The organism is Arthrobacter terrae (assembly GCF_015708085.1).
Classification (GTDB): Bacteria; Actinomycetota; Actinomycetes; order Actinomycetales; family Micrococcaceae; genus Arthrobacter_M; species Arthrobacter_M terrae.
Map to the genome: position 1 here is coordinate 1 of NZ_JADNYM010000017.1, position 18,952 is coordinate 18,952.

General features: G+C 63.1%; 21 protein-coding genes. 7 read left to right on the plus strand and 14 right to left on the minus strand.

Features of this window, described 5'->3' with window-relative positions:
• From IV500_RS13440 to IV500_RS13460, 5 genes are all read right to left on the minus strand, one after another.
• Positions 1-521, minus strand: a 521-nt coding sequence (locus IV500_RS13440) for an enolase-like domain-containing protein (protein ID WP_512699635.1), incomplete at its 3' end; no start/stop codon positions are given.
• 76 nt (positions 522-597) lie between these two features.
• Positions 598-1,743 (minus strand): galactonate dehydratase, encoded by a 1,146-nt coding sequence (gene dgoD / locus IV500_RS13445; RefSeq protein ID WP_196397423.1) that lies wholly within the window; start codon positions 1,741-1,743, stop codon positions 598-600.
• 12 nt (positions 1,744-1,755) lie between these two features.
• The gene (locus tag IV500_RS13450) at positions 1,756-2,640 is read right to left on the minus strand and encodes a carbohydrate ABC transporter permease (RefSeq protein WP_196397330.1); all 885 of its coding nucleotides are present in this window, start codon (positions 2,638-2,640) and stop codon (positions 1,756-1,758) included.
• Entirely contained in the window at positions 2,640-3,560 is a 921-nt protein-coding gene (locus tag IV500_RS13455; RefSeq protein ID WP_230854956.1) for a carbohydrate ABC transporter permease, read from the minus strand. The genes IV500_RS13450 and IV500_RS13455 overlap by 1 nt, the downstream gene beginning before the upstream one ends.
• Positions 3,561-3,692: 132 nt before the next feature.
• Positions 3,693-4,997 carry an ABC transporter substrate-binding protein gene (locus IV500_RS13460; RefSeq protein ID WP_196397331.1) on the minus strand — a complete coding sequence of 435 codons (1,305 nt, stop codon included), beginning with the start codon at positions 4,995-4,997 and terminating at the stop codon, positions 3,693-3,695.
• A gap of 109 nt (positions 4,998-5,106) precedes the next feature.
• Between IV500_RS13460 and IV500_RS13465 the strand changes: the two genes are divergently transcribed.
• Entirely contained in the window at positions 5,107-5,931 is an 825-nt protein-coding gene (locus IV500_RS13465) for a FadR/GntR family transcriptional regulator (RefSeq protein WP_230854957.1), read from the plus strand.
• A 52-nt stretch (positions 5,932-5,983) separates the two neighbouring features.
• Here IV500_RS13465 and IV500_RS13470 read toward each other — a convergent pair whose 3' ends face one another.
• Positions 5,984-6,856 (minus strand): prephenate dehydratase, encoded by an 873-nt coding sequence (locus IV500_RS13470; protein WP_196397332.1) that lies wholly within the window; start codon positions 6,854-6,856, stop codon positions 5,984-5,986.
• Positions 6,857-7,022: 166 nt separating this feature from the next.
• Between IV500_RS13470 and IV500_RS13475 the strand changes: the two genes are divergently transcribed.
• The gene (locus IV500_RS13475; protein WP_196397333.1) at positions 7,023-7,265 is read left to right on the plus strand and encodes a DUF2630 family protein; all 243 of its coding nucleotides are present in this window, start codon (positions 7,023-7,025) and stop codon (positions 7,263-7,265) included.
• Positions 7,266-7,363: 98 nt separating this feature from the next.
• On the opposite strand, the gene IV500_RS13480 is transcribed toward IV500_RS13475, so the two are convergent.
• Together IV500_RS13480 and IV500_RS13485 are read right to left on the minus strand one after the other, a co-directional pair.
• A complete protein-coding gene (locus IV500_RS13480) occupies positions 7,364-8,044 on the minus strand; it encodes an ABC transporter ATP-binding protein (RefSeq protein WP_196397334.1) in 681 nt (226 codons plus the stop codon).
• A gap of 3 nt (positions 8,045-8,047) precedes the next feature.
• Complete coding sequence (locus tag IV500_RS13485) at positions 8,048-9,559, minus strand: ABC transporter permease (RefSeq protein ID WP_196397335.1); 1,512 nt, start codon at positions 9,557-9,559, stop codon at positions 8,048-8,050.
• 254 nt (positions 9,560-9,813) lie between these two features.
• Between IV500_RS13485 and IV500_RS13490 the strand changes: the two genes are divergently transcribed.
• The gene (locus IV500_RS13490) at positions 9,814-11,289 is read left to right on the plus strand and encodes a threonine/serine exporter family protein (protein WP_196397336.1); all 1,476 of its coding nucleotides are present in this window, start codon (positions 9,814-9,816) and stop codon (positions 11,287-11,289) included.
• Here IV500_RS13490 and IV500_RS13495 read toward each other — a convergent pair.
• Positions 11,286-12,110: a siderophore-interacting protein gene (locus IV500_RS13495; RefSeq protein WP_196397337.1), complete on the minus strand. Its 825-nt coding sequence runs from the start codon at positions 12,108-12,110 to the stop codon at positions 11,286-11,288. The two genes, IV500_RS13490 and IV500_RS13495, sit on opposite strands and share 4 nt — an antisense overlap.
• Positions 12,111-12,268: 158 nt before the next feature.
• On the minus strand, positions 12,269-13,027 hold the full coding sequence (locus tag IV500_RS13500) for a uracil-DNA glycosylase (protein ID WP_196397338.1): 759 nt from the start codon (positions 13,025-13,027) through the stop codon (positions 12,269-12,271).
• A 143-nt stretch (positions 13,028-13,170) separates the two neighbouring features.
• Here IV500_RS13500 and IV500_RS13505 point away from each other — a divergent pair, with 143 nt between their 5' ends.
• The 3 genes from IV500_RS13505 to IV500_RS13515 are packed head-to-tail and all read left to right on the plus strand — an operon-like array spanning position 13,171 to position 15,414.
• Positions 13,171-13,452, plus strand: a complete 282-nt coding sequence (locus IV500_RS13505) for a DUF3263 domain-containing protein (protein ID WP_230854958.1) — start codon at positions 13,171-13,173, stop codon at positions 13,450-13,452.
• Between the two features lie 40 nt (positions 13,453-13,492).
• Positions 13,493-14,101, plus strand: coding sequence for a LytR C-terminal domain-containing protein (locus IV500_RS13510; RefSeq protein ID WP_196397339.1), 609 nt, complete (start codon positions 13,493-13,495; stop codon positions 14,099-14,101).
• Positions 14,098-15,414 (plus strand): ABC transporter substrate-binding protein, encoded by a 1,317-nt coding sequence (locus IV500_RS13515; protein WP_312875928.1) that lies wholly within the window; start codon positions 14,098-14,100, stop codon positions 15,412-15,414. Before IV500_RS13510 ends, IV500_RS13515 begins: the two co-directional genes overlap by 4 nt.
• 33 nt (positions 15,415-15,447) lie before the next feature.
• On the opposite strand, the gene IV500_RS13520 is transcribed toward IV500_RS13515, so the two are convergent.
• Genes IV500_RS13520 through IV500_RS13530 form a run of 3 tightly spaced genes read right to left on the minus strand, consistent with a single transcriptional unit; the run spans position 15,448 to position 17,623 of the window.
• On the minus strand, positions 15,448-16,137 hold the full coding sequence (locus IV500_RS13520) for an HAD family hydrolase (RefSeq protein ID WP_196397340.1): 690 nt from the start codon (positions 16,135-16,137) through the stop codon (positions 15,448-15,450).
• Positions 16,134-16,589 (minus strand): pilus assembly protein CpaE, encoded by a 456-nt coding sequence (locus IV500_RS13525; protein ID WP_196397341.1) that lies wholly within the window; start codon positions 16,587-16,589, stop codon positions 16,134-16,136. The genes IV500_RS13520 and IV500_RS13525 overlap by 4 nt, the downstream gene beginning before the upstream one ends.
• Positions 16,586-17,623, minus strand: a complete 1,038-nt coding sequence (locus IV500_RS13530; RefSeq protein ID WP_196397342.1) for an NAD-dependent epimerase/dehydratase family protein — start codon at positions 17,621-17,623, stop codon at positions 16,586-16,588. The genes IV500_RS13525 and IV500_RS13530 overlap by 4 nt, the downstream gene beginning before the upstream one ends.
• Before the next feature lie 200 nt (positions 17,624-17,823).
• On the opposite strand from IV500_RS13530, the gene IV500_RS13535 reads away from it, so the two are divergent.
• Positions 17,824-18,309 carry a LapA family protein gene (locus IV500_RS13535; RefSeq protein ID WP_196397343.1) on the plus strand — a complete coding sequence of 162 codons (486 nt, stop codon included), beginning with the start codon at positions 17,824-17,826 and terminating at the stop codon, positions 18,307-18,309.
• A gap of 11 nt (positions 18,310-18,320) precedes the next feature.
• Here the strand turns inward: IV500_RS13535 and IV500_RS13540 are convergent, their stop codons facing one another.
• On the minus strand, positions 18,321-18,851 hold the full coding sequence (locus tag IV500_RS13540) for a TM2 domain-containing protein (RefSeq protein WP_196397344.1): 531 nt from the start codon (positions 18,849-18,851) through the stop codon (positions 18,321-18,323).
• Positions 18,852-18,952 lie beyond the last annotated feature (101 nt).

Here is an 18,952-nt window from a genome sequence, read left to right on the forward strand (position 1 = left end):
TAATCATAGCGCTCGCCGGTCGCCTGTGCCTGGGCCGCAACACCATAGAGGGCCTTGATGCCCGGGATGGAGGTCTGCACCCGGATGGATTTATACCCCTCCTCCAGGTGCTGGCGGATCGAGTCGAATAACTCCGGCAAATCCCGGCCGGAGGCATGCCCGTAGGTGCGCAGGGCCGTCCGGGAGGCGCCGCCGAGCAGCTGATACACCGGCAGACCCGCGACCTTGCCCTTAATATCCCACAACGCCATATCCACCGCCGCGATCGCCGCCATCGTCACCGGCCCCCGACGCCAGTAGGCGCTCCGGTACAGGAACTGCCAGGTGTCCTCGATCCGGTGCGGATCCCGCCCCACCAACAACGGCACCACATGCTCGGTCAGGTACGCTGCAACGGCGAGCTCACGCCCATTCAACGTCGCATCCCCCAACCCCGTAAACCCCTCATCCGTGGTGATCTTCAACGTCACAAAATTCCTCGACGGACTACTAACAACCACATCAGCAGCAACGATCTTCATCGGTATACCTCTCCATACCTGGACATACGTACCATCGTCTTTGCTCGGTGTCCGGTGCAACTGCCGGAGGCTACCGTCACCACTCGGCGTACGAGCCGTCGTCGTGCCGCCACAGTGGCGACCGCCAGGCGTGCCCGTTCTTGTCGGCGCTCCGCACAGCCTGTTCGTCGATCTCGATGCCCAGACCCGGACCGGTCAGCCGCTCAATATGTCCATTGACGAACTTCAACGGCGTTTTGTCCAGCACATAGTCCAGCACCTCGGCACCCTGGTTGTAATGGATGCCGATGCTCTGTTCCTGGATCAGGTAATTTGGCGTCGCGAAGCCGACCTGCAGACACGCGGCCAGCGCCAGCGGGCCGAGCGGGCAGTGCGGTGCGAGCTGGACGTCAAAGATCTCGGCGAGGGAGGCAATTTTCCGTACCTCCGTAATGCCGCCGGCATGCGAAAGATCCGGTTGGGCGACGGCGATGCCGGCCTGTAGGACCGGTAAGAATTCCTGCCGGCTGTACAGCCGCTCCCCGGTGGCGACGGGAATCGAGGTTGACCGGGTCAGCTGTCCAATTAAATGCGAGTTCTCCGGCACGACGGGTTCTTCGATGAAGAACGGGCGCAGCGGTTCCAGCAGCGGTGCCACCCGGCGCGCGTTAGCAAGGGTGAAGCGACCGTGAAAGTCGACGGCGACATCCCGGTGCGGTCCGAGGACGTCCCGGGCGGCGGCGACCCGTTCCACGACTCCGTCGATTTCCCCGACACTGCCGATCGGGTGCATCCGGCCGCTGGCGTTCATTTTTACTGCTGTCAGGCCAACGTCCAATTGGGCACAAATGGAGTCGGCAATTTCCGCCGGCTCGTCCCCGCCGACCCAGCCGTACATCCGGATGCGGTCCCGGACATGGCCGCCCAACAGCTGATGCACCGGGACGCCCAAGTGCTTGCCGGCGATGTCCCATAGCGCCTGGTCCAGCCCGGATACGGCGCTGGCCAGGATCGGGCCACCGCGGTAGAACGAACCCTTGGTCATGACCTGCCAGTGATCCTCGATCCGCAGCGGATCCTTACCCAGCAGGAGTTCGGCCAACTGTTCGACGGCGGTCCGAACGGTTTCGGATCTGCCCTCCACCACCGGTTCGCCCCAACCGACAATGCCGTTGTCGGTTTCGATGCGCACAAAGAGCCAGCGGGGCGGCACCAGGAACGTTTCGATTCGGGTAATGCGCATCTGGGGCATCGATCAGCCTTTCGTGGCGCCGGCAGTGAGGCCGGTGACAATGTATTTCTGCGTAAACAGGGCGATCACCATGATGGGAATGGTCACCACAACGGCGGCTGCCATCAGTCCGCCCCAGTCGATGCTGGCGTAGGAGACGAAGTTGAAGATCGCTACCGGCAGCGTCTTGGTGTGGGCGCCGGAGAGCACCAGAGCGAACATGAAGTTATTCCACGAAAAAATGAAGGAGAGGATGCCGGCCGTGGCAATTCCGCCGACGGACAGCGGGAGGGTGATCCGCGAGAAGGCGCCGATGGCGGTCAGCCCGTCCACCTGGGCAGATTCCTCGAGTTCCAGCGGCATCGAATCGAAGAACGACATCATGATGTAGACAATGAGCGGCAGGGCCACGAACATGTGCGAGAGGATCAGCACCGAGAACCCGCCCACCAGGCGCATATTGGAAAATACGTAGTACCAGGGCACCAGCAGGCTCACGCCGGGAATGATGCGCGCCATCAGCACCACCAGGGCGGAGCGGTGCATGGTGAAGCGGCTCATCGCGTATGCCGCCGGTACGCCCAAAACGAGGGATAACGCCGTCGAGCAGAAAGCCACCCAGAAACTGTTGAAGATGAACTGGAAGTAGTTATTGCGGCCCAGCACATTGTTGTAGTTCTCCCACGTAGGGGAGAAGATGATTGATTTCCCTGCGTCGTAGATGTCCACGTTGGTTTTGAAGGAGGCCAATAGCATCCACGCCAGCGGAGCGATGAATACGATGACCACCAGAATCAGCATGACCACGCGGAAAACCTTGTAGGCCCGGGAGCGCAGCGGCTTTCGGCGCCGTGCCGGGACTGCGGACCTCGTGTCAGGCCTGCCGTCGGTAAGGGTGGTGGCGCTCATTATTTATTGCCTTTCCGGCGACGTGTCAGGATAAACATGCATGCCACGATGATAAGGAAGAACAAAATCAGGACCGCCGAGGCCAGACCGTAGCTGTTGTAATCGAAGCTCAGGCCGTAGGCGTATACGTTGAGGGTTTCGACTTCGTTGAAGGACCCGCCGCCCTTTCCCTTGGTGGCGTAGAGAATATCGAAGGTTTTCAGGGCGTCGATGCTGCGCAGCAGGACGGCGACGATGACCGTGGGCATCAGCAGCGGCAGCGTCACAAAGCGGAACCGCTGCCAGGCATTGGCGCCGTCGATGCGCGCCGCTTCATCCGGCTCATCGGAAAGTGCGGTCAGGCCGGCGAGCAGGATCAGGACGACCATCGGCGTCCACTGCCAGATATCCACGAAGACCAGCGTCGGCAGGGCGGTCTCGGGGGAGGAGAGCCACGGCTGGGACGGCAGCCCAAGGAAGTTCAGCAGCTGGTTGGCGAAGCCGATGTTTGGATCGAAAATCAGCCGCCACATCATGCCAACGGCGACGGGGGTCGCCACCAGCGGCAGCAGGATTGCCACCCGCACCCATTTTTCACCGCGAAAGGGACGCCACAGCAGCAGCGCAATGCACATGCCCAGGACCATTTCCACGGCCAAGGCAGAGAGGGTGAAGGCAAAGGTGCGTCCGGTTGCCGGCCAAAACCTTTCGGTGTCCTTGAGGACTTCCAGGTAGTTGCCGAAGCCGACGAAATGCGACGCCGCACGGACCGAGCCGTGCGCATCGGTCAAACTCAGATAGAGGGTCCAGGCCAGAGGAAAGGCGATCAGGACTCCCACGAAAATCATGGCCGGGGCCGCAAAAAGCCACTTCCGGTGGGTATTGGCCCAGTCCGAATATGCCCGCCACGCGGACTTTCGGGTCGTGGTCAGAACGGTCATCGTTCACCTGTCGAATCGTTTGTTGGGTGGAAAATGTGTGCGCGGTGAGGAGATTGCGGAAGGCCGGCCGCCAGGACGGCGACCGGCCAGCGTGTGCCCGCAGTTATCCGGGGCTGATATTAATTGCCGGTCTTACTTGTCACTGTCAAGGAACTTCTGGAAGGCCGTGTTTGCGGAATCCGCTGCCTCGGAGGTGTTGCCGCCGGTGATGGCGGTGACGATCGGTTCGCCGACGATTTCACGGGCCTTGGCCACGGAGATCACGAGCGGCCGGTCATGACCGACGCCGTTCTTGGCGCTGACCGCGATTGCCGACGCCAGATCCTTGGGATAGGTGGAGATGCCCGCCGGATCATTCCAGACGGAGTTGCGCGGTCCGGGGACTCCTGCCTGTTGGATCTTCAGCGTCATGTCCTTGCTGGTGGCCCACTGGATGAACTTCCAGGCGTTGTCCTGATTCTTTGACGCCGCGTTGATGCCCAAGGCCCACGACGGCACGTTGTAGGGCTTGGATCCTGCAGGTCCGGCCGGCAGGGGCGCGAAGCCGACAGTATCGGAGACCTTGGACTTGGCCGGGTCGGTGGCGTTCTTGTAGAGACTGTCTGCTTCCGTGTAGAACGCCGCGTTACCCTGCGTGAAGATGGCCATCGCCTCGGGCCAGCTCATGTCGGTGCTGACATTGGCCGGTCCTTGATCCTTGATCAGGCCGCCGTAAAAAGCGTAGGCCTTCTTGGCTGCATCGCTGTTCACCGCGGACTTGCCCGACTTGTCGATGAAGTCGCCGCCAAAGCTGTACAGGAAACTGGAGAACTGGGTGACGGCAGTGGACTTCCCGGTCCGGGCCACAAAACCGGCCATCCCGGGATTGGCGTCCTTGATCTTCGTCGCTGCAGCCTTGAGCTCATCCATGGTCTTGGGGACTTCAATGCCCGCCTGGGCGAGCAGGTCCTTGCGGTAGTAGAGGACCTCGCGCTCGGTGATGGTCGGGACGCCGACCACCTTGTCTTCGTAGGTGGTGGAGGAAACGGGGCCGTCCTGGAAATCGCTCCAATTCCAGTCCGCGTCGCTCTTGACCTTGTCGGAGAGGTCGGCCAGGTAGCCGTTCTTGGCGAACAACTTCCCTTCCTGCAAGGGGCGGTACATCATCACGTCGATCTCGTCCGTGCCGGCGTTGAGCTTGACGTTGTACTGATCCGATAGCTGATCCTCGCCCAGCTGCGTGAGCTCGATCTTTACGTTGTTGGCCTTTTCAAATTCCGGGATAGCGGCCTTGATCTGATCGGTCCAGACGTGGTTCGCCAGCGTCACGCGCAAGGTGCTCGGTCCGTTTCCAGCTGCCGAGTCTGAGCCCGTGCCGCAGCCGGCAAGTGTTCCGACGGCCAGTGTCACTGCCGCAGCAGTTATCCCAACGGATCGCAAAAGAGGTGCTCGTTTCACGGTCTCTCCATTTCTTCAGTGGGACTGCAGCGCCACAGGCGGCGCAGCCGAAACAGATGCTTCTTTACATCTGCTTTATCCCGAAACTCTAGTGAGTAAGATCATACTTATGCAACCGCAAAACGGTAACGATATGATCAATGCCATGGACCCCCGGAAATCTTTGCGCCTTGCTGCCGCCGAAACGAGCGCCGGCAAGAACCTGCCAGCAGGGGAAAATACGGTGCGTACAGGCGGCCTTCACGCGCAGGTCGTGGAGCTCCTTGGGCTGGCCTTCAGCTCCGGTGAACTGCCAAGCGGCTCCATCCTGCGGATTGAAGAACTTGAAGAACGCTGCCAGGTTTCGCGCTCCGTGGTGCGGGAAGCGCTGCGCGTTTTGGCGTCGATGGGCATGGTGACATCACGGCGACGCATCGGCGTTTCTGTGCTGCCGTCGTCGGAATGGAATCTGTACGACCCGCAGATCATCCGGTGGCGGTTAGCCTCCGCGGGACGGATCGCGCAGTTGCGCTCGTTGTACGAGTTACGTGCCGCTATTGAGCCGGAGGCGGCGAAATTAGCGGCGCTGCGGGCACCGCTGAGCGATGCCAGCGATCTGATGGGGCTAGCCGGGAAGCTGTGGGCAGCAGGCCGGGACGGGGACACGGGCCTGTTCCTGGACCTGGATATCCAGTTCCACCGCCTCGTGCTCTCCAGCTCGGGGAACGAAATGTTTGGCCGCCTGCACACCCTGGTGGCGGAGGTGCTGACCGGGCGGACCAACTATGGTCTGATGCCGGAACATCCGCACGAAGAAGCACTCCAGATGCATGTGGACGTGGCCAGCGCCATTCAGCGCGGCGACCCTGACCAGGCCCGGGACGCCATGCTGCGTATTACCGACCGTGCAGTACGGGAAATGCAGTCACTGTGGACCATGAAGACGAACGCCTGAGGCAGCCGAACGCCGTTCCTGACCGCCGGCGTCCTCCTGCCCGCAGTGAGGACTAATCCGTCGTTCTAGTCTGCCGGTAGGGGTGGGCGGGGAAGACGCCCAAAATCCTCAGTTCGGTGCTGAAGAAGGTCAGCTCCGCCAAAGCCTGTTTCAGGGCACGGTCCTCTGGATGGCCCTCCACATCCACCATGAACATGGTGGCGGAAAATTCACCGTCCACCATGTAGCTCTCCAACCGGGTCATGTTCACGCCATTGGTCGCGAAACCGCCGAGCGCCTTATACAGGGAGGCCGCGATGTTCCGGACCCGGAAGACGAAACTGGTGACCAGCGGTCCGCTACCGGCCTCCGGATAACTCTGTGGGGGAGAGAGCACCACGAACCGGGTGGTGTTGTGGTGCTCGTCTTCCACATCCTTGGCCAGAGTATCCAGCCCGTACATAGCGGCGGCGAGCGGAGGAGCCAGCGAAACCTTTCCCGGATCGTTCCAGTCGCGTACCTCGCGGGCGGACCCGGCGGTGTCCCCGGCAACGACTGGTTTCAGGCCGTGGGCGCGGATGAAGCGGCGGCATTGGGCCAGGGCGTGGACATGGCTGTGGACTTCCTGTGCCTGCGCCATGGTGGCGCCGGGAATGCCCAGCAGATCGAAGCGGATCCGGAGAAAGTGCTCGCCGACAATCTGCAGACTGGTGTCCGGGAGCAGCAGGTGAATGTCCGCTACCCGCCCCGCCACCGAGTTATCGATCGGAATCATGGCGAGCTGGGCGGCCCCGGAGATGACCTGCGCGAAGGCATCCTCGAATGTTGCGCAGGGGATCGCATTCCAGCCGGGGTAAGCCTCGAGGCAGACAATATGCGAGTTCGCTCCGGGCTCGCCCTGGTAGGCAATGGAACCGATCGCGGCGGGTTCTGCTGGGGACGTCATGGCTCCATGCTAGTTAACACCGGGCAGGCTCCCTAAAATATGGCGTCACCGTCCCGCCGGGCAGAGGAACTCAAGGGATCCCCGCTGCTGCCAAGGTGTAGCCACCGGGCGCTGTGCTTAGTAGCGTGGACGGTGGAACGGTTCCCGGTCAGGCAAGGAGACAGCGATGGATGGACAGCAGATACATCAGCGGATTCAAGAACTCGTGGAGCAGGAACAAGGGCTACGGGACACCGCACCCTCGGAAGGGGAGTCGAAGTCCCGCAGCGCCGAACTGAAGCAACTCGAGGTACAGCTGGACCAATGCTGGGACCTGCTTCGGCAGCGGCGTGCCAAACTCGATGCGGGTCAAAACCCTGATGAGGCTTCCGTTCGCCCCGTCGAAGAGGTTGAGGGCTACCGCCAATAGCACCGGCACGGCCAGTGCAGGCCGGCCGTGACCCCGTCCTCAGCGACTGCCGTGGCCGGGGCACCCCTCCTCAGCGGGCCGGACCGGCAAGGTGGCCGCTAGTGATGCGTTATCTCGCTGATTTTTCCACGGGCGAGCCGGAATCTGCGGTCCGTTTTCCGGGCCAGGGCCTGATCATGGGTGACCACCAGGATGGTGGTGTTCTTTTCATGGCACAGCGAGCGCAGCAGCTCGATGATCAGCTCGCCCGTTTCATCGTCGAGATTCCCCGTCGGCTCATCCGCCAGGATCAGCTTGGGGTTGTTGGCCAGTGCACGGGCAATCGAGACACGCTGCTGTTGACCGCCGGAGAGCTTGTTGGCCTTGCGGTTGTGCATGTCTTCGGTCAGCTCAACCTGGTTGAGGAGCTGAGCGGCACGCACACTTCGTTTGGCCCGAGGCAGGCCGGCGAATTCCATCGGCAGCATAACGTTTTCCTTGGCGGACAGGTTGGGGATCAGGTTGTACTGCTGGAAGACGAAGCCGATGTCGTCCCGGCGGTAGGCCGTCAGTTTCGAATCAGGCAGCGCGCTGATATTGACCCCGTCCACCAGCACGTCCCCGGACGTGGCTTTATCCAACGCACCCAGCAGCGAAAGCAGCGTGCTTTTCCCGCTGCCGCTCTTGCCCAGGATCGCGGCAAACGTTCCCTGTTCCAACGAAAAGGACACTCCGTTGACCGGTTTAATGGTGTGATCGTCCGTCTTGAATGACTTGACGACGTCTTTTACTTCCAGCATCTCTTACTCTCCTCGCAGGACTTCAATGGGACGGACCTTTGCCGTGAGCAGCGCCGGGATCAATGCACCAAGGGCGGCTATCAGCAGAATTCCCAGCACACCCAAGACCAGGGTCTGCCACCCCAGGGACGTGCTGATGGTGCCGATGAGCTGACTTGCCCCGGCAAACGCACCCCGGCCGCCACCTGGCGCGGCGGAGCCGCCGAAGCCACCCGCCGCTTGCCTTGCCGCCAGCAGTCCCTGCCGTCCGGATCCGGCGACCGCCGCCGTCGTGCCCATATTGGTCGAAACCAGCGCGCCGACAATCGAATTGCTGCTGACGGACGCGAGCACCGCGCCGACAACCGAGCCCATCACCACCAGGACCAGCGCTTCGAAAACGAACTGGACGCCGATGCTGCGGTTTGACGCACCGATCGCCTTCAAAACGCCGATCTCGCGGCGGCGTTCCCGGACCACCATAATCATAATCAGCAAAACAATCAGACCGGCCGTGCCCACTGCTGCGATAAAGCCGATCAACGAGATGCTCTGCACGCTGCCGAGCGAACCGATGGTGGATTCGACCCTGCCGGGACCGGCCGTAACATCCACGCGAGTACTGCCCAGCGCGGAGGCCAGCGCCGATTTGGTGGCGTTAACATTGTCGATGCTGTCCACCAGAACCGTCATGGTGCTGATCTCGCTGGGTTGGTTGGCCAGGGTCTGCGCAGCGGTCAGCGGCAGGTAGATGGCGTTATTGTCAAACGCCGTGCCTGCGTCGAAGATCCCGCTGACCGTCATGGTCCGGTCATTGATGGTAAACGCGGAACCGACCGTCAGGGAGTTCTTAGCGGCCAAGGTGCTGCCCACCAGGGCTTGCGCTGACGTGGCGGCGAAGTCGTTAAGAGCCGTGCCATTGGTGATGTTGATGGGCTCTGCGGCGGCATTGACCGAGCCGCTGACGCCCGTCGCCTCGATTGGGATGCTGAAGGCGGGCCTGACGGCGGTGCTGCCGGCCACGGCCGCCCCGCTGGACGCTGTTGCCCCGCTGGACGCTGTTGCCCCGCTGGACGCGGTAGCCGCGCTGGTGGATGTCCGGCCGTTTTCCCGGTTACCCAAGGTGCCCGGGTCAACGGCGGACACCAGGCTGGTGGTGCCGCTGAGGGCCCTGCCGGTCCGGCTGCCGCCCTGCCCCTCCGGAGCCGCGGGGGCTGGTGCTGTGGTGCTGGCATTGCTTAACCGCAGGCTCAGCGTCCCGTTCACCGAGCTGACATGCGCTACCGAAGAGGCGGTGCTGAGGTCCGCGGTGGTCAATGGTTCTCCACCGCCCTGCCCGCCACGGGAACCAGCCGGATTGACGGTCAAATTATTTCCCACGGATGCCTTCAGCGACGTGATTTTATCCGCCACGGCTTGATTGGCCACCAGCATGGACAAGGCCAGTCCGATGGCGACTGCCAAAATAATGACGACGGCGCCGCTTCGGACCTTATTGCGGAAGGCATTGCCCACGCTGCGGGCTAAAATACTCATGTTCACTCCAAAGATTTCCGGCGCTCACGCGGCGCCTGGTCTCCTCTATATTTGCGGGCCGAACCGTGGAAGTACCTGCACCGGGCTGGGAGCGGGCTGTGAGTTGGCCGGATCGTCGTGGGAGTGCTCGTTCAGGCGTTGCACAGCCGCCGGACGTTAGACTGGACGCAGACATCCGTCACCGTATAACGCCGTCGGGCTGGCGTTTTGTGTTCCGCGAGGACGGCAGGACGCTGGCCGGCGGGAAAGGCCACATGAGCGAGAAATCACCGTTGCCCAGGCGCCCGGTGCCGCATGCCGGAATGATCCCCCTGGTGCCGGCGGCAAAGCAGAATTACGCGGCCCGCAGTGTGTTGCGCAAACTCGTCCAGGGCGAGGCGCCGCCCACGGCGCCGATGAGTATTGTGGACCGCCTGGCGGGCAGCCCCTACGCAAATCCGACGATTCAGGTCGGCGGGGTGGATGCCTCAGCCCGCAAGACCATCGACTTCGCGCTGCATCTGGCGGAAACTATGTTTCGCTATGGCGCCGGCGCCCTGGAGGTGGAGACCAGCATCATCGCGGTCACTGCGGCTTTGGGGCTGCGCAATATTGAGGTGGACATCACTAATCAGTCCGTGATCATCAATTACGCGAAAAAGGATGCGACGCCCATCACGTTGCTGCGTGTGGTGCGGTCCTGGACCAATAATTACGCCGGCCTGTCGCTGGTTCATGAGCTGGTGACGGACATCGTTTCCGGCGGGGTGGGCCGGGACGAATCCTACCGGCGCCTGGAGACCATTCTCCGAAGCCCACGGCCGTTCCCGCGCTGGATGGTCACCATGGCGGAGGCGGGGTTTGCCGCCATCGTTGTGGCTGTCATTGGCGGCACGGGCTTCGGCACCCTCGTCGCGCTGTTGAGCTCGCTGCTGGTGGGGCTGCTGGCCCGAACGCTGGGGAAATGGCGGGTCCCGGACTTTTTCACTACAGCGGCCAGTTCCTTCCTGGTGACCGCGATTGCTCTGATCTGCGCAATGCTGGATGTTCCGCTGACCCCGGCTTCGGTAGTGACCGGCGGGATCCTGCTGCTGCTGCCCTCCGGGCGCCTCGTGTCTGCCGTGCAGGATGCCATCAATGGCTTCCCGGTCACAGCGGCGGGACGATTTCTCTCCGCATTCCTGACCTTCGGCGCCATTGTCTCCGGGATAGCGGTGGGGCTGGTTTTTGGCTCCCTGTTCCGCTCCGGCCGGCTGGATGTCACCCAGCCCTTTTCCGGTGGCCTGCCGTTATGGGCGGCTTTGCCTCTTGTGATTCTGGCATCGGTAGCCATCGGCATCGCCGAGCAAACCAAAATCAAGCTGCTGCTGCCAACCGGTCTGATCGGATTGCTGGGGTACTGCGTGCTTCTGCTGGCCACCGCGGCAGGCCTGGGGGACCGGTTCGCGCCGGCCGTTGCAGCCGTGGTCGTAGGGATGGCGGCGCGGTTCGTGGCGCTGCGGATGGGGGCGCCGCAGCTGGTGATCGCCGTCCCGGCCAGCATTTTCCTGCTGGTGGGCCTGTCCATTTTCCGGGCCATGTTCGTCATGACCATCACTCCGGCTGCCTCCGTGGAAGGCGCGGTAGGACTCTTCAACGCACTGATCATCATTCTGGCCGTGGCGGCCGGCGTGGTGCTGGGAGACAATCTGGCCCGCCCGCTCACCCGCGGCCACGGCAACAATGAGAAGCGGCATAACCGAAGGCGCTAGATTTTGCCGATGGGGGTTTTCTTCTCGGCCTGGAACCCGTCCTCATTGCGGCCCTGGGCCCAGTAGCCGGAAAGGGACACCTGGGATCTTTCCAGGCCATGATCCGTGAACAGGATTTTGCGCAGGGCCTTCATGTATTCGCGCTCGCCGTGTGCGAAGACGTCAACGCGTCCGTCCTGCCAGGGAACAGCAGCCACGGCGTCGGCCAGTAAAGTGCTGGTGCCAGCGGGTTCGCCGCTGCGGAGCAGCCAGATTACCTGTATTCCCGGCGGTGCGGCGATCCTCTGGATGTCGTCGTCGCCGTCCACCTCCAGGAAGGCAGAGCCGACGGCGGCGGCCGGCAGGGCTTCCAGGGCTGCAGCAATGGCCGGGAGTGCCGCCTCATCGCCGGCCAGCAGGTACCAATCGGCTTCCGGATCCGGCCGATAGGCGCCACCCGGACCGGAGACAATCAGTCTGTCGCCTGGGGTGGCTGCTGCTGCCCACGGTCCGGCGAGGCCCTCACTGCCGTGAACCACGAAGTCGATGGCCAGTTCCTGCGCCTTGGCATCGATCCAGCGGATCGTGTAGGTGCGCGTGGCCGGCCATTGCTCCCGTGGCAGGGTATCGCGGAGGGCGAAAACGTCCAGCGGTTCGCGGTATTCTACGCCCGGCTGAGGAAAATGGATCTTGACGTACATGTCGCTAAACCCATTGGGCGTGAAATGGGCCAGGCCGACGCCCCCTGCGATGATCCGGACCATATGATCCCCGAGCCACTCCTTGCGCAACACGGCCAAGGTGGCCTGCGGACGAGGCTTCACGGCAGGGGCAATGGTCACAGCGGGACTCCTCGGATCGGTGCAGGGGCTCCCTGCGGGACTCCCAGCGGGACGCCCGGCTGGGGGTTACAGCTGGGGGTTTCAGACAGGGGGTTTCAGCCAAGGGTTTCAGCCAAAAGTTTAGGGCAGCCGCAGGGCCCCGGGTCAACCTTGCCAGCCTACAACGGGGGGAGCGACCAGTCGATCGGCTCGGCACCTTGGGCGCGTAGGAGTTCGTTTGTCCGGCTAAACGGCCGCGATCCAAAAAATCCGCGGGCTGCCGACAACGGGCTGGGATGGGCGGAAATAACGAGGGGCGTTCCGCCCAGCAGCGGCTCAAGTTTGAGCGCATCCTTACCCCACAGGACGGCGACCAGAGGCGAATGCCGGGCCACCAAGGCCCCAATGGCGGCATCGGTAATGACCTCCCAGCCCTTTCGCCGGTGCGAACCGGTAACCCCGGGCGTCACCGTGAGGACCCGGTTGAGCAGCATCACACCGTTGTCCGCCCACGGGCTCAGATCCCCGTGCAGCGCCCGCGGGATGCCTTGGTCCGACTGCAGCTCCTTATATATGTTGGCCAGGCTGCGGGGAAGCGGACGGGTGCGGTGGTCCGTGCAGAAAGCCAGTCCCACCGAATGGCCAGGCGTCGGATACGGATCCTGGCCGACGATTAACACTTTGACTCCGGCCAGGGGGCGCTGGAAGGTGCGCAGCACATGCTGGGCGCGCGGCAGGAAGCCGCGGCCGTCGTCGTGCTCCTGAATCAGGAACCGGCCCATTCGCCGCAACTGCCCCTCGACGGGCTGGAGTGCAGCTGCCCAATCCGGCGCCATGAGGGACAGCGGGTCGCTGGCGAGCACGCTCAGCGCAGCTGAATCCTCTGCGGGGCCGGACGCATCCTCGGGGAGGTTGAACAGAGCATCGGGATTGGTCACCCAACTATTCTGACCGATCCCATCCGCCTAGTCCGCCAAATGACAACGTTGTGATTCCGGATTATTATGGAGAGCAGCCGACTGCCCCGCCCCAGCGCCGCTGCCTTGCGTGCGCCGTTGCCCGAACCCGAAGGGGAGTGTGCATGACCGAACCTGTACCCGAGATGCCGCACCACGATGACGGATTCAGCGAACGCGATGCTCAGATGCTGACGCTGGAACGGCAATGGTGGAAGTACGCCGGCGCCAAGGAACAAGCCATCCGCGAACTTTTTGATATTTCCGCAACGCACTATTACCAGATCCTGAACGTCCTGATCGATACCGAAGCCGCGCTGGCGCATGACCCCATGTTGGTCAAGAGGTTGCGTAGACTACGTACGTCGCGTCAGCGGGCCAGAACGGCCCGCCGGCTGGGGAACTGACGCGAAGCCACGCAAGACACCACAAGGACGCAACTGCCATATGAGTAAATTCCCGCGGGACGAGTTCGACAAGGTCCCCGAAAATTCGTCCCGTCGCGGTGTTCATCGTAATTTCAATGACGCGCCACGATCCGGCCTTATCCCTATTCTCGCGTTCGCGGTACTGGCTTTACTCATCGGTGCGGTGGCGTTCTTTGTTCTCCCCAAGCTCGGGTTCGGGACCTCCTCGAGCTCGACGACGACGTCTGCGCCGTCCTCGAGCGCACCTTCATCCGGTGCTGAAACGAGCAGCCCGGCGGCCGCACCGGCCACCGCGGCACCTTCTGCAGGGTTAGCCGCCGCGTCCGCGAAGAAGTTACCGGAAGCCGCCGCGGTGAACAAGAGGACGCCGGTCAGCGTACTGAATGCATCCGGCCTGGCCGGGCTGGCGGCTAAGTATGGCTCCATGGTGACCGGCGCGGGCTGGTCCGTGAACCAGACGGCTAATTGGGCCGGAGCCGACCAACCGAGTTCCGTAATTTTCTACAGCTCCGCCAATGACAGAGCCGACGCCGAGGCGCTGGGCAATCTGCTGGGAATAACACGGACGGTACAAACTGCAGAGCTGGCCGTTCCGCTGGCCGTGGTGCTGGGCCCAGGGGCCCAGTGACAAACCGCCGGAACAGCGGCAGGGCCACTACCCGCGGCGTGGCTTTAGGCGCTGCGGTTCTGGCCGCCGTTCTGGTAGCTACGGCCTGTTCCGGGCCTTCCGGCAATGCCCGGTCCGCCACGGTTGGGGCCAGCGGCGACGGCGTCCTGAAAGTTGGTCTGCTGCTGGACAATAGCGGGGCCCAGGGCTTCCTCAACGACTCCGAGCAGGCTGCGGCGAAACTGGCCGTCAGCCAGATCAACGTCAGCGGCGGACTTAACTCAAAGCCGGTGGAGCTGTTGCCGGCAACACCGGGCGCGGACACAACATCCCAGGCGACCACTTTGGCCGCGGCCAAGGCCGACGTGGTGATCGGTCCCACCGATTCCTCGAACGCAGCCGCGGCGATTCGTGTGCTCAGCAAAGCCAGGATTGTGCTGATCTCACCGGCCAATAGTGCTCCGGGCCTGCGCAATGCTGCCAGCGGCGGGTACTACTTCAGGACACAGCCCGCCTACACCATGCAGGGGCAGGTACTGGCGAAGCTGGCGGCGGACATCGGCCCCAGGATCGCGGTGCTTCATGAGAGCGGCAGCTACGGATCGCAAATATCCCGTGCCATTGCCGAGGCGTTGAAAGAGACCGGACCAGAGGCCGGCGCCGGCACCCACGCCGGTATGGGCACCGTTGTTGCAGATGCTCAGGCGAACCCGGGCGCGGAAGGGGACGCTGTCCGGGAGGTCCAAAACGCCCGGTTCGATGCGGTGATTGTGGTGGCCCGCGGCGGCGGCCAGTTGCTCCTGGCCAAGCTCGCAAACGCCGGCATCCCAGGCTCCAAGCTGGTCCTCAGTGACGGGGCAACAGGGGATTATGGCACCGGGCTTGCCTCGGCTGCACTGAAGGGTGCGAAGGGGGTCCTGCCCGGTATTTTCCCAACGGCGGATTTCCAGAAGCAACTGCTGGCGCACACTCCGGGACTAAAAGATATGACTTTCGCTGCGGAAACTTACGATGCGGTGATGCTGGCAGCTCTGGCGGCAACGGCCGCGGATGACGACGCCGGATCCTCCATTGCTGCGCGGCTCGTGTCCGTCTCGGGCGGATCAGGTGCCGGAGACAACGGCGGCAAAACCACCTCGGGCACCCCTTGTACCGGATATCCGGACTGCTCGGAACTCTTGGCGCGGAAGCAGAGCATTGACTACGACGGGATCTCCGGTCCAATAAACTTTGACCAAAACGGCGACATTACAGCGGCCAACTATGTGAGCTACAGCTACGGCTCGGACAATAGACCCGCGATGAGTGGTACCGAAAAGGCAACCGCGCCCTAAACGGAAGGGCCCCTGGCCTTGCCGTCGGTGCCCCTAGCGGGCGGCCAGGTTCCCGATCGGACTGTTCGCCAGCTCCTGCAGTAACGACGCCGGATTCTGGTACACCGCGACGGCTCCGGCATCCCGCAGCTCGGCTTCACTGGTGCCACCGCAGGTCAGCCCTATGCAGGGGATGGATAGCTTAGCGCAGGCTTGGACGTCCCAGACAGAGTCCCCGACATAGACCACGTTCGCCGCTTCCAGCTGCCCTGCACGCAGTGCGGCGGAGAGGATATCCGGTGCGGGCTTGCTGTGCTCGGCGTCGCCGGAACTGGTCGCAGCGTCAATGCTGGCGTCCGCATCCAGTGCTGACTTCAGGACCGCGAGCTCATCCTCCTGAGCCGAGGAGGCGAGAACGACGGCGAGCTGGGCATCCGCGCATTGAACCAGTAGCTCTTTGGCTCCGGGGAAGGCCCGCAGGGCCGGCCAATGGGTGGAGAAGATGGCGCCGTGCGCGGCTTCCAGCGCGGCGTCATCCTCCACCGTCCGATCCGGTCCCAAGAGGTGGGCAATGATTTTATCCCCGCCCATGCCGACGGCGCGGTGAATGGACGCCATCTGCACGTCGATGCCCTGCCGGCGGAAGGCCTGCCACCACGCCACAGTATGCAGGTAGCTGGAATCGATCAGGGTGCCGTCCACGTCGAAGAGGACGCCGAACTTCTTCCCGCCATGCCCACTCATGATGCCTCCGTAGCTGGTTCTGTTGTCCCGCCTGTGATAAGCGCCAGGAGGGCCTTACCATACGCCTGGGCCGGATCAGGGTCCGTGTAATGCCTGCTGCCGTCCGAGCGGTGAATCTCCACCGTGAACAGGGCCGGCGGTCCGCTTTGGCGGCGGAGAGCCCGGAACGTTCCGGCCAGCAAATCGCGCAACTGGTCCTCCCGGGGGAGCCACAGCGACTCTTCCAGGGCAACGGAATCCAGGGCCCATTCGGTCGTGCCGTTCATGCCCAGTACGGTCCCGGTGGCGTAGGCGTGCGCCTCAATGGTCATGTCGCTGACCACAAAAATCTCGTTGGCCTCAAGGACATCCTGGCTCTGGCTCAACCGCTCGATGCAAAAGGCATCTCCGGACACGGGCGCCCACCGAAGACCGGCAACTTGCAGCGCCCGGGCAAGCTCGGTGGAAATCACCTCGACGCAGCCTTCGGCCGGGGCAGCAGCTTCGGCGAGCCCTGCAGCCCATCGCCGTACCCCATGCCCTGGATTACCTCCACCATCGCGTCAACGGAGCTGATCCGCGGCTCCCAGCCGAGCGCCCTGATTTTATCGGTGGACATTACCGGCGACTGCGCTGCCATGTCAATCCATCCCGGGTCCGAGCGCTGCAGCCTCAGCCGCCAGGTTACGGCGGCCAGGGCCCGAAGCACGGCCAGCGGCAGCGTAATGATCCGCCTGGATCCGAGGATCCAACCCAGCAGCTCCGGGGTAATTATCGGCTCACCTGCCACGTTGAAGGCGCCGGGAGCCCGCTGCTCGATCACCCGCCAATACGCATCCGCCACATCCTCGGCGTGCACGGCCTGGAAGGTGAGCTCCCGAGGCAGCGGCAGCAACGGCGTCGTAATTTTGTAACCGGCATATTTGGGTACAAAGGGGCCAAGGAAAAGCCTGCCTATTTCGCTGCCGGCGTCGCGCTGAAAGATCAGCGAAGGACGCAGACGGCTCACCATTACGCCGGGCTGCTCGGCCTCGAACGCGTCCAGTAAGCGTTCCGCTGCTGCCTTGTGGCGGCTGTAATGGGAGGTATGGATGCCGCCTGTGGGCCATGTCTCGTCGGTACGGCGGATCTTCGAACCCGGGCTGTAGGCGCCGACGGAGGACGCGTAAACGATGTGCTGAACGCCGGCACTCACGGCTGCCAGGAGGACGTTCTCCAGTCCAGTGACGTTGGTGGCGAACATGTCCGCCTCGTCATGGTTCGGCTGGATGGCCCACGCCAGATTGACGACGACGTCGGTTCCGTCCAGGATGCCGGACAGCTGGGGCGCTGCGCTGGCGGAGCCGATGTCCAAGGAGTGCCACTGGACTCCGAGGTACGGCCCGCTGCCCGGATCGGGCAGGTGCCGGGCAATGCCAAGGATGGAATCGACTCCGTCAGCCCGGTGCAGGCGCCGCAATAACGCCGTTCCGGCATTTCCGGTGGCCCCGATGACTGCTATCCGCATCCCGCACTCCCTCACCCGCTGCAGCCACACTAAGCAAGTGTGCTGATCACTAGCAAGCCTATTGTCGGCATGTGCCGCTAGCAAGGCCGACGGGGCCCGGTTCCGTTCTAGGATGAGAGCTAGGAATAGTCGGCGCGAACGCGGCTGGGAGACCAGCAGTCCACAGGGGCTCGCGCATTAATAGACAGGAGGATCGGACCATGAGCACCGAACCACGCGAACCGCAGGCAGGCAATCCCGGCAGAGAGTCGGTTAATCCCGGTAGGGAGCCGGGCAGGCCCGGCAGTGAGCCGGTTGATCGGAAGCGGTCGTCGGTCCCGGCGAAACCGGGACTTGGGCAGGACGGCGGATCGGGAAGCACGGGTGCTAATTCGCCGGACTCCCCGGTTGGTCGGAAGCGGACAGCCGCGCCACCGCCCGGCGCGAACAGCAGGACCCGGGCGGCGGCTGTATGGGTCGCTGTGGCGGTCTCACTGGTCGTGCTGGTCCTGCTGATCATCTTCTTCATTCAGAACCAGGATCAGGTCCTGGTCAGGTTCCTCGGAATGGAAGGATCATTGGCGCTGGGCATAGCGCTCTTCATTGCTGCAGTGGGCGGCGGGATCCTGGTTGCTCTGGCAGGGGGCGCCAGGATCGTTCAATTGCGGGTCCAAAGCCGGCGGGTCCGGAAACTGGGGAATCATTAGCCGAAACGTTATCAGTCCCGCAGCGGGACGCCCCTGGCATCGCGGCGAAATCCTTCCGAAGCGGTCAGGATTAAAATCCCCTCAATGATCCCCCAGATCGCGCTGGCCCAAGAGAGGAAACCCAGGGACAGCACGGTGATCAGCAATTGCGCAATCGCTTTTCCGGTAAAGCCAAGATAGAAATTGTGAATCCCCAGCGAGCCCAGGAAGATGCCGAGCAGACCGGCCGCTACCTTGGACTTCTGCTCAACGTAGCCGGGCTGGCCGTAGACCGGTTGGCCGTAGCCGGGCTGGCCGTATTGCTCGGGGTAAGGCTGTTGCCCATAAGACTGTTGACCGGAGGGCTGCTGCCCATAAGGCTGCTGGAGATACTGCTGCTGCGGGTATGGCTGCGCTTCGGAGTAAGTGGATGCATCCGGGTAGGGAAAGTCGGCCGGATAGGGAGAATCGGGTGACTGATATCCGGGATTATTTTCCGAGGGCCGGTTCTTCGCGGGCTCGTTGGACTCGGCGGGGATGCCGTGCTGCGGGTTGTCGCTCATAACCGGTCCTTGGATGGATGGATGGATGCTGCGGCTAGGAATCTGCACCGCTGCGAGTGGGAGTACTTGCCATCCCCAACGCTATGCCATCCGGGGCACCA

Excerpts from the sequence above, each read along its gene's own strand:
- dgoD (WP_196397423.1), bottom strand. The coding sequence starts at position 1,743 with ATGCGCATTACCCGAATCGAAACGTTCCTGGTGCCGCCCCGCTGGCTC.
- IV500_RS13450 (WP_196397330.1), bottom strand. The coding sequence starts at position 2,640 with ATGAGCGCCACCACCCTTACCGACGGCAGGCCTGACACGAGGTCCGCA.
- IV500_RS13455 (WP_230854956.1), bottom strand. The coding sequence starts at position 3,560 with ATGACCGTTCTGACCACGACCCGAAAGTCCGCGTGGCGGGCATATTCG.
- IV500_RS13465 (WP_230854957.1), top strand. The coding sequence starts at position 5,107 with ATGCAACCGCAAAACGGTAACGATATGATCAATGCCATGGACCCCCGG.
- IV500_RS13470 (WP_196397332.1), bottom strand. The coding sequence starts at position 6,856 with ATGACGTCCCCAGCAGAACCCGCCGCGATCGGTTCCATTGCCTACCAG.
- IV500_RS13475 (WP_196397333.1), top strand. The coding sequence starts at position 7,023 with ATGGATGGACAGCAGATACATCAGCGGATTCAAGAACTCGTGGAGCAG.
- IV500_RS13480 (WP_196397334.1), bottom strand. The coding sequence starts at position 8,044 with ATGCTGGAAGTAAAAGACGTCGTCAAGTCATTCAAGACGGACGATCAC.
- IV500_RS13485 (WP_196397335.1), bottom strand. The coding sequence starts at position 9,559 with ATGAGTATTTTAGCCCGCAGCGTGGGCAATGCCTTCCGCAATAAGGTC.
- IV500_RS13490 (WP_196397336.1), top strand. The coding sequence starts at position 9,814 with ATGAGCGAGAAATCACCGTTGCCCAGGCGCCCGGTGCCGCATGCCGGA.
- IV500_RS13505 (WP_230854958.1), top strand. The coding sequence starts at position 13,171 with ATGACCGAACCTGTACCCGAGATGCCGCACCACGATGACGGATTCAGC.
- IV500_RS13510 (WP_196397339.1), top strand. The coding sequence starts at position 13,493 with ATGAGTAAATTCCCGCGGGACGAGTTCGACAAGGTCCCCGAAAATTCG.
- IV500_RS13520 (WP_196397340.1), bottom strand. The coding sequence starts at position 16,137 with ATGAGTGGGCATGGCGGGAAGAAGTTCGGCGTCCTCTTCGACGTGGAC.
- IV500_RS13530 (WP_196397342.1), bottom strand. The coding sequence starts at position 17,623 with ATGCGGATAGCAGTCATCGGGGCCACCGGAAATGCCGGAACGGCGTTA.
- IV500_RS13535 (WP_196397343.1), top strand. The coding sequence starts at position 17,824 with ATGAGCACCGAACCACGCGAACCGCAGGCAGGCAATCCCGGCAGAGAG.
- IV500_RS13540 (WP_196397344.1), bottom strand. The coding sequence starts at position 18,851 with ATGAGCGACAACCCGCAGCACGGCATCCCCGCCGAGTCCAACGAGCCC.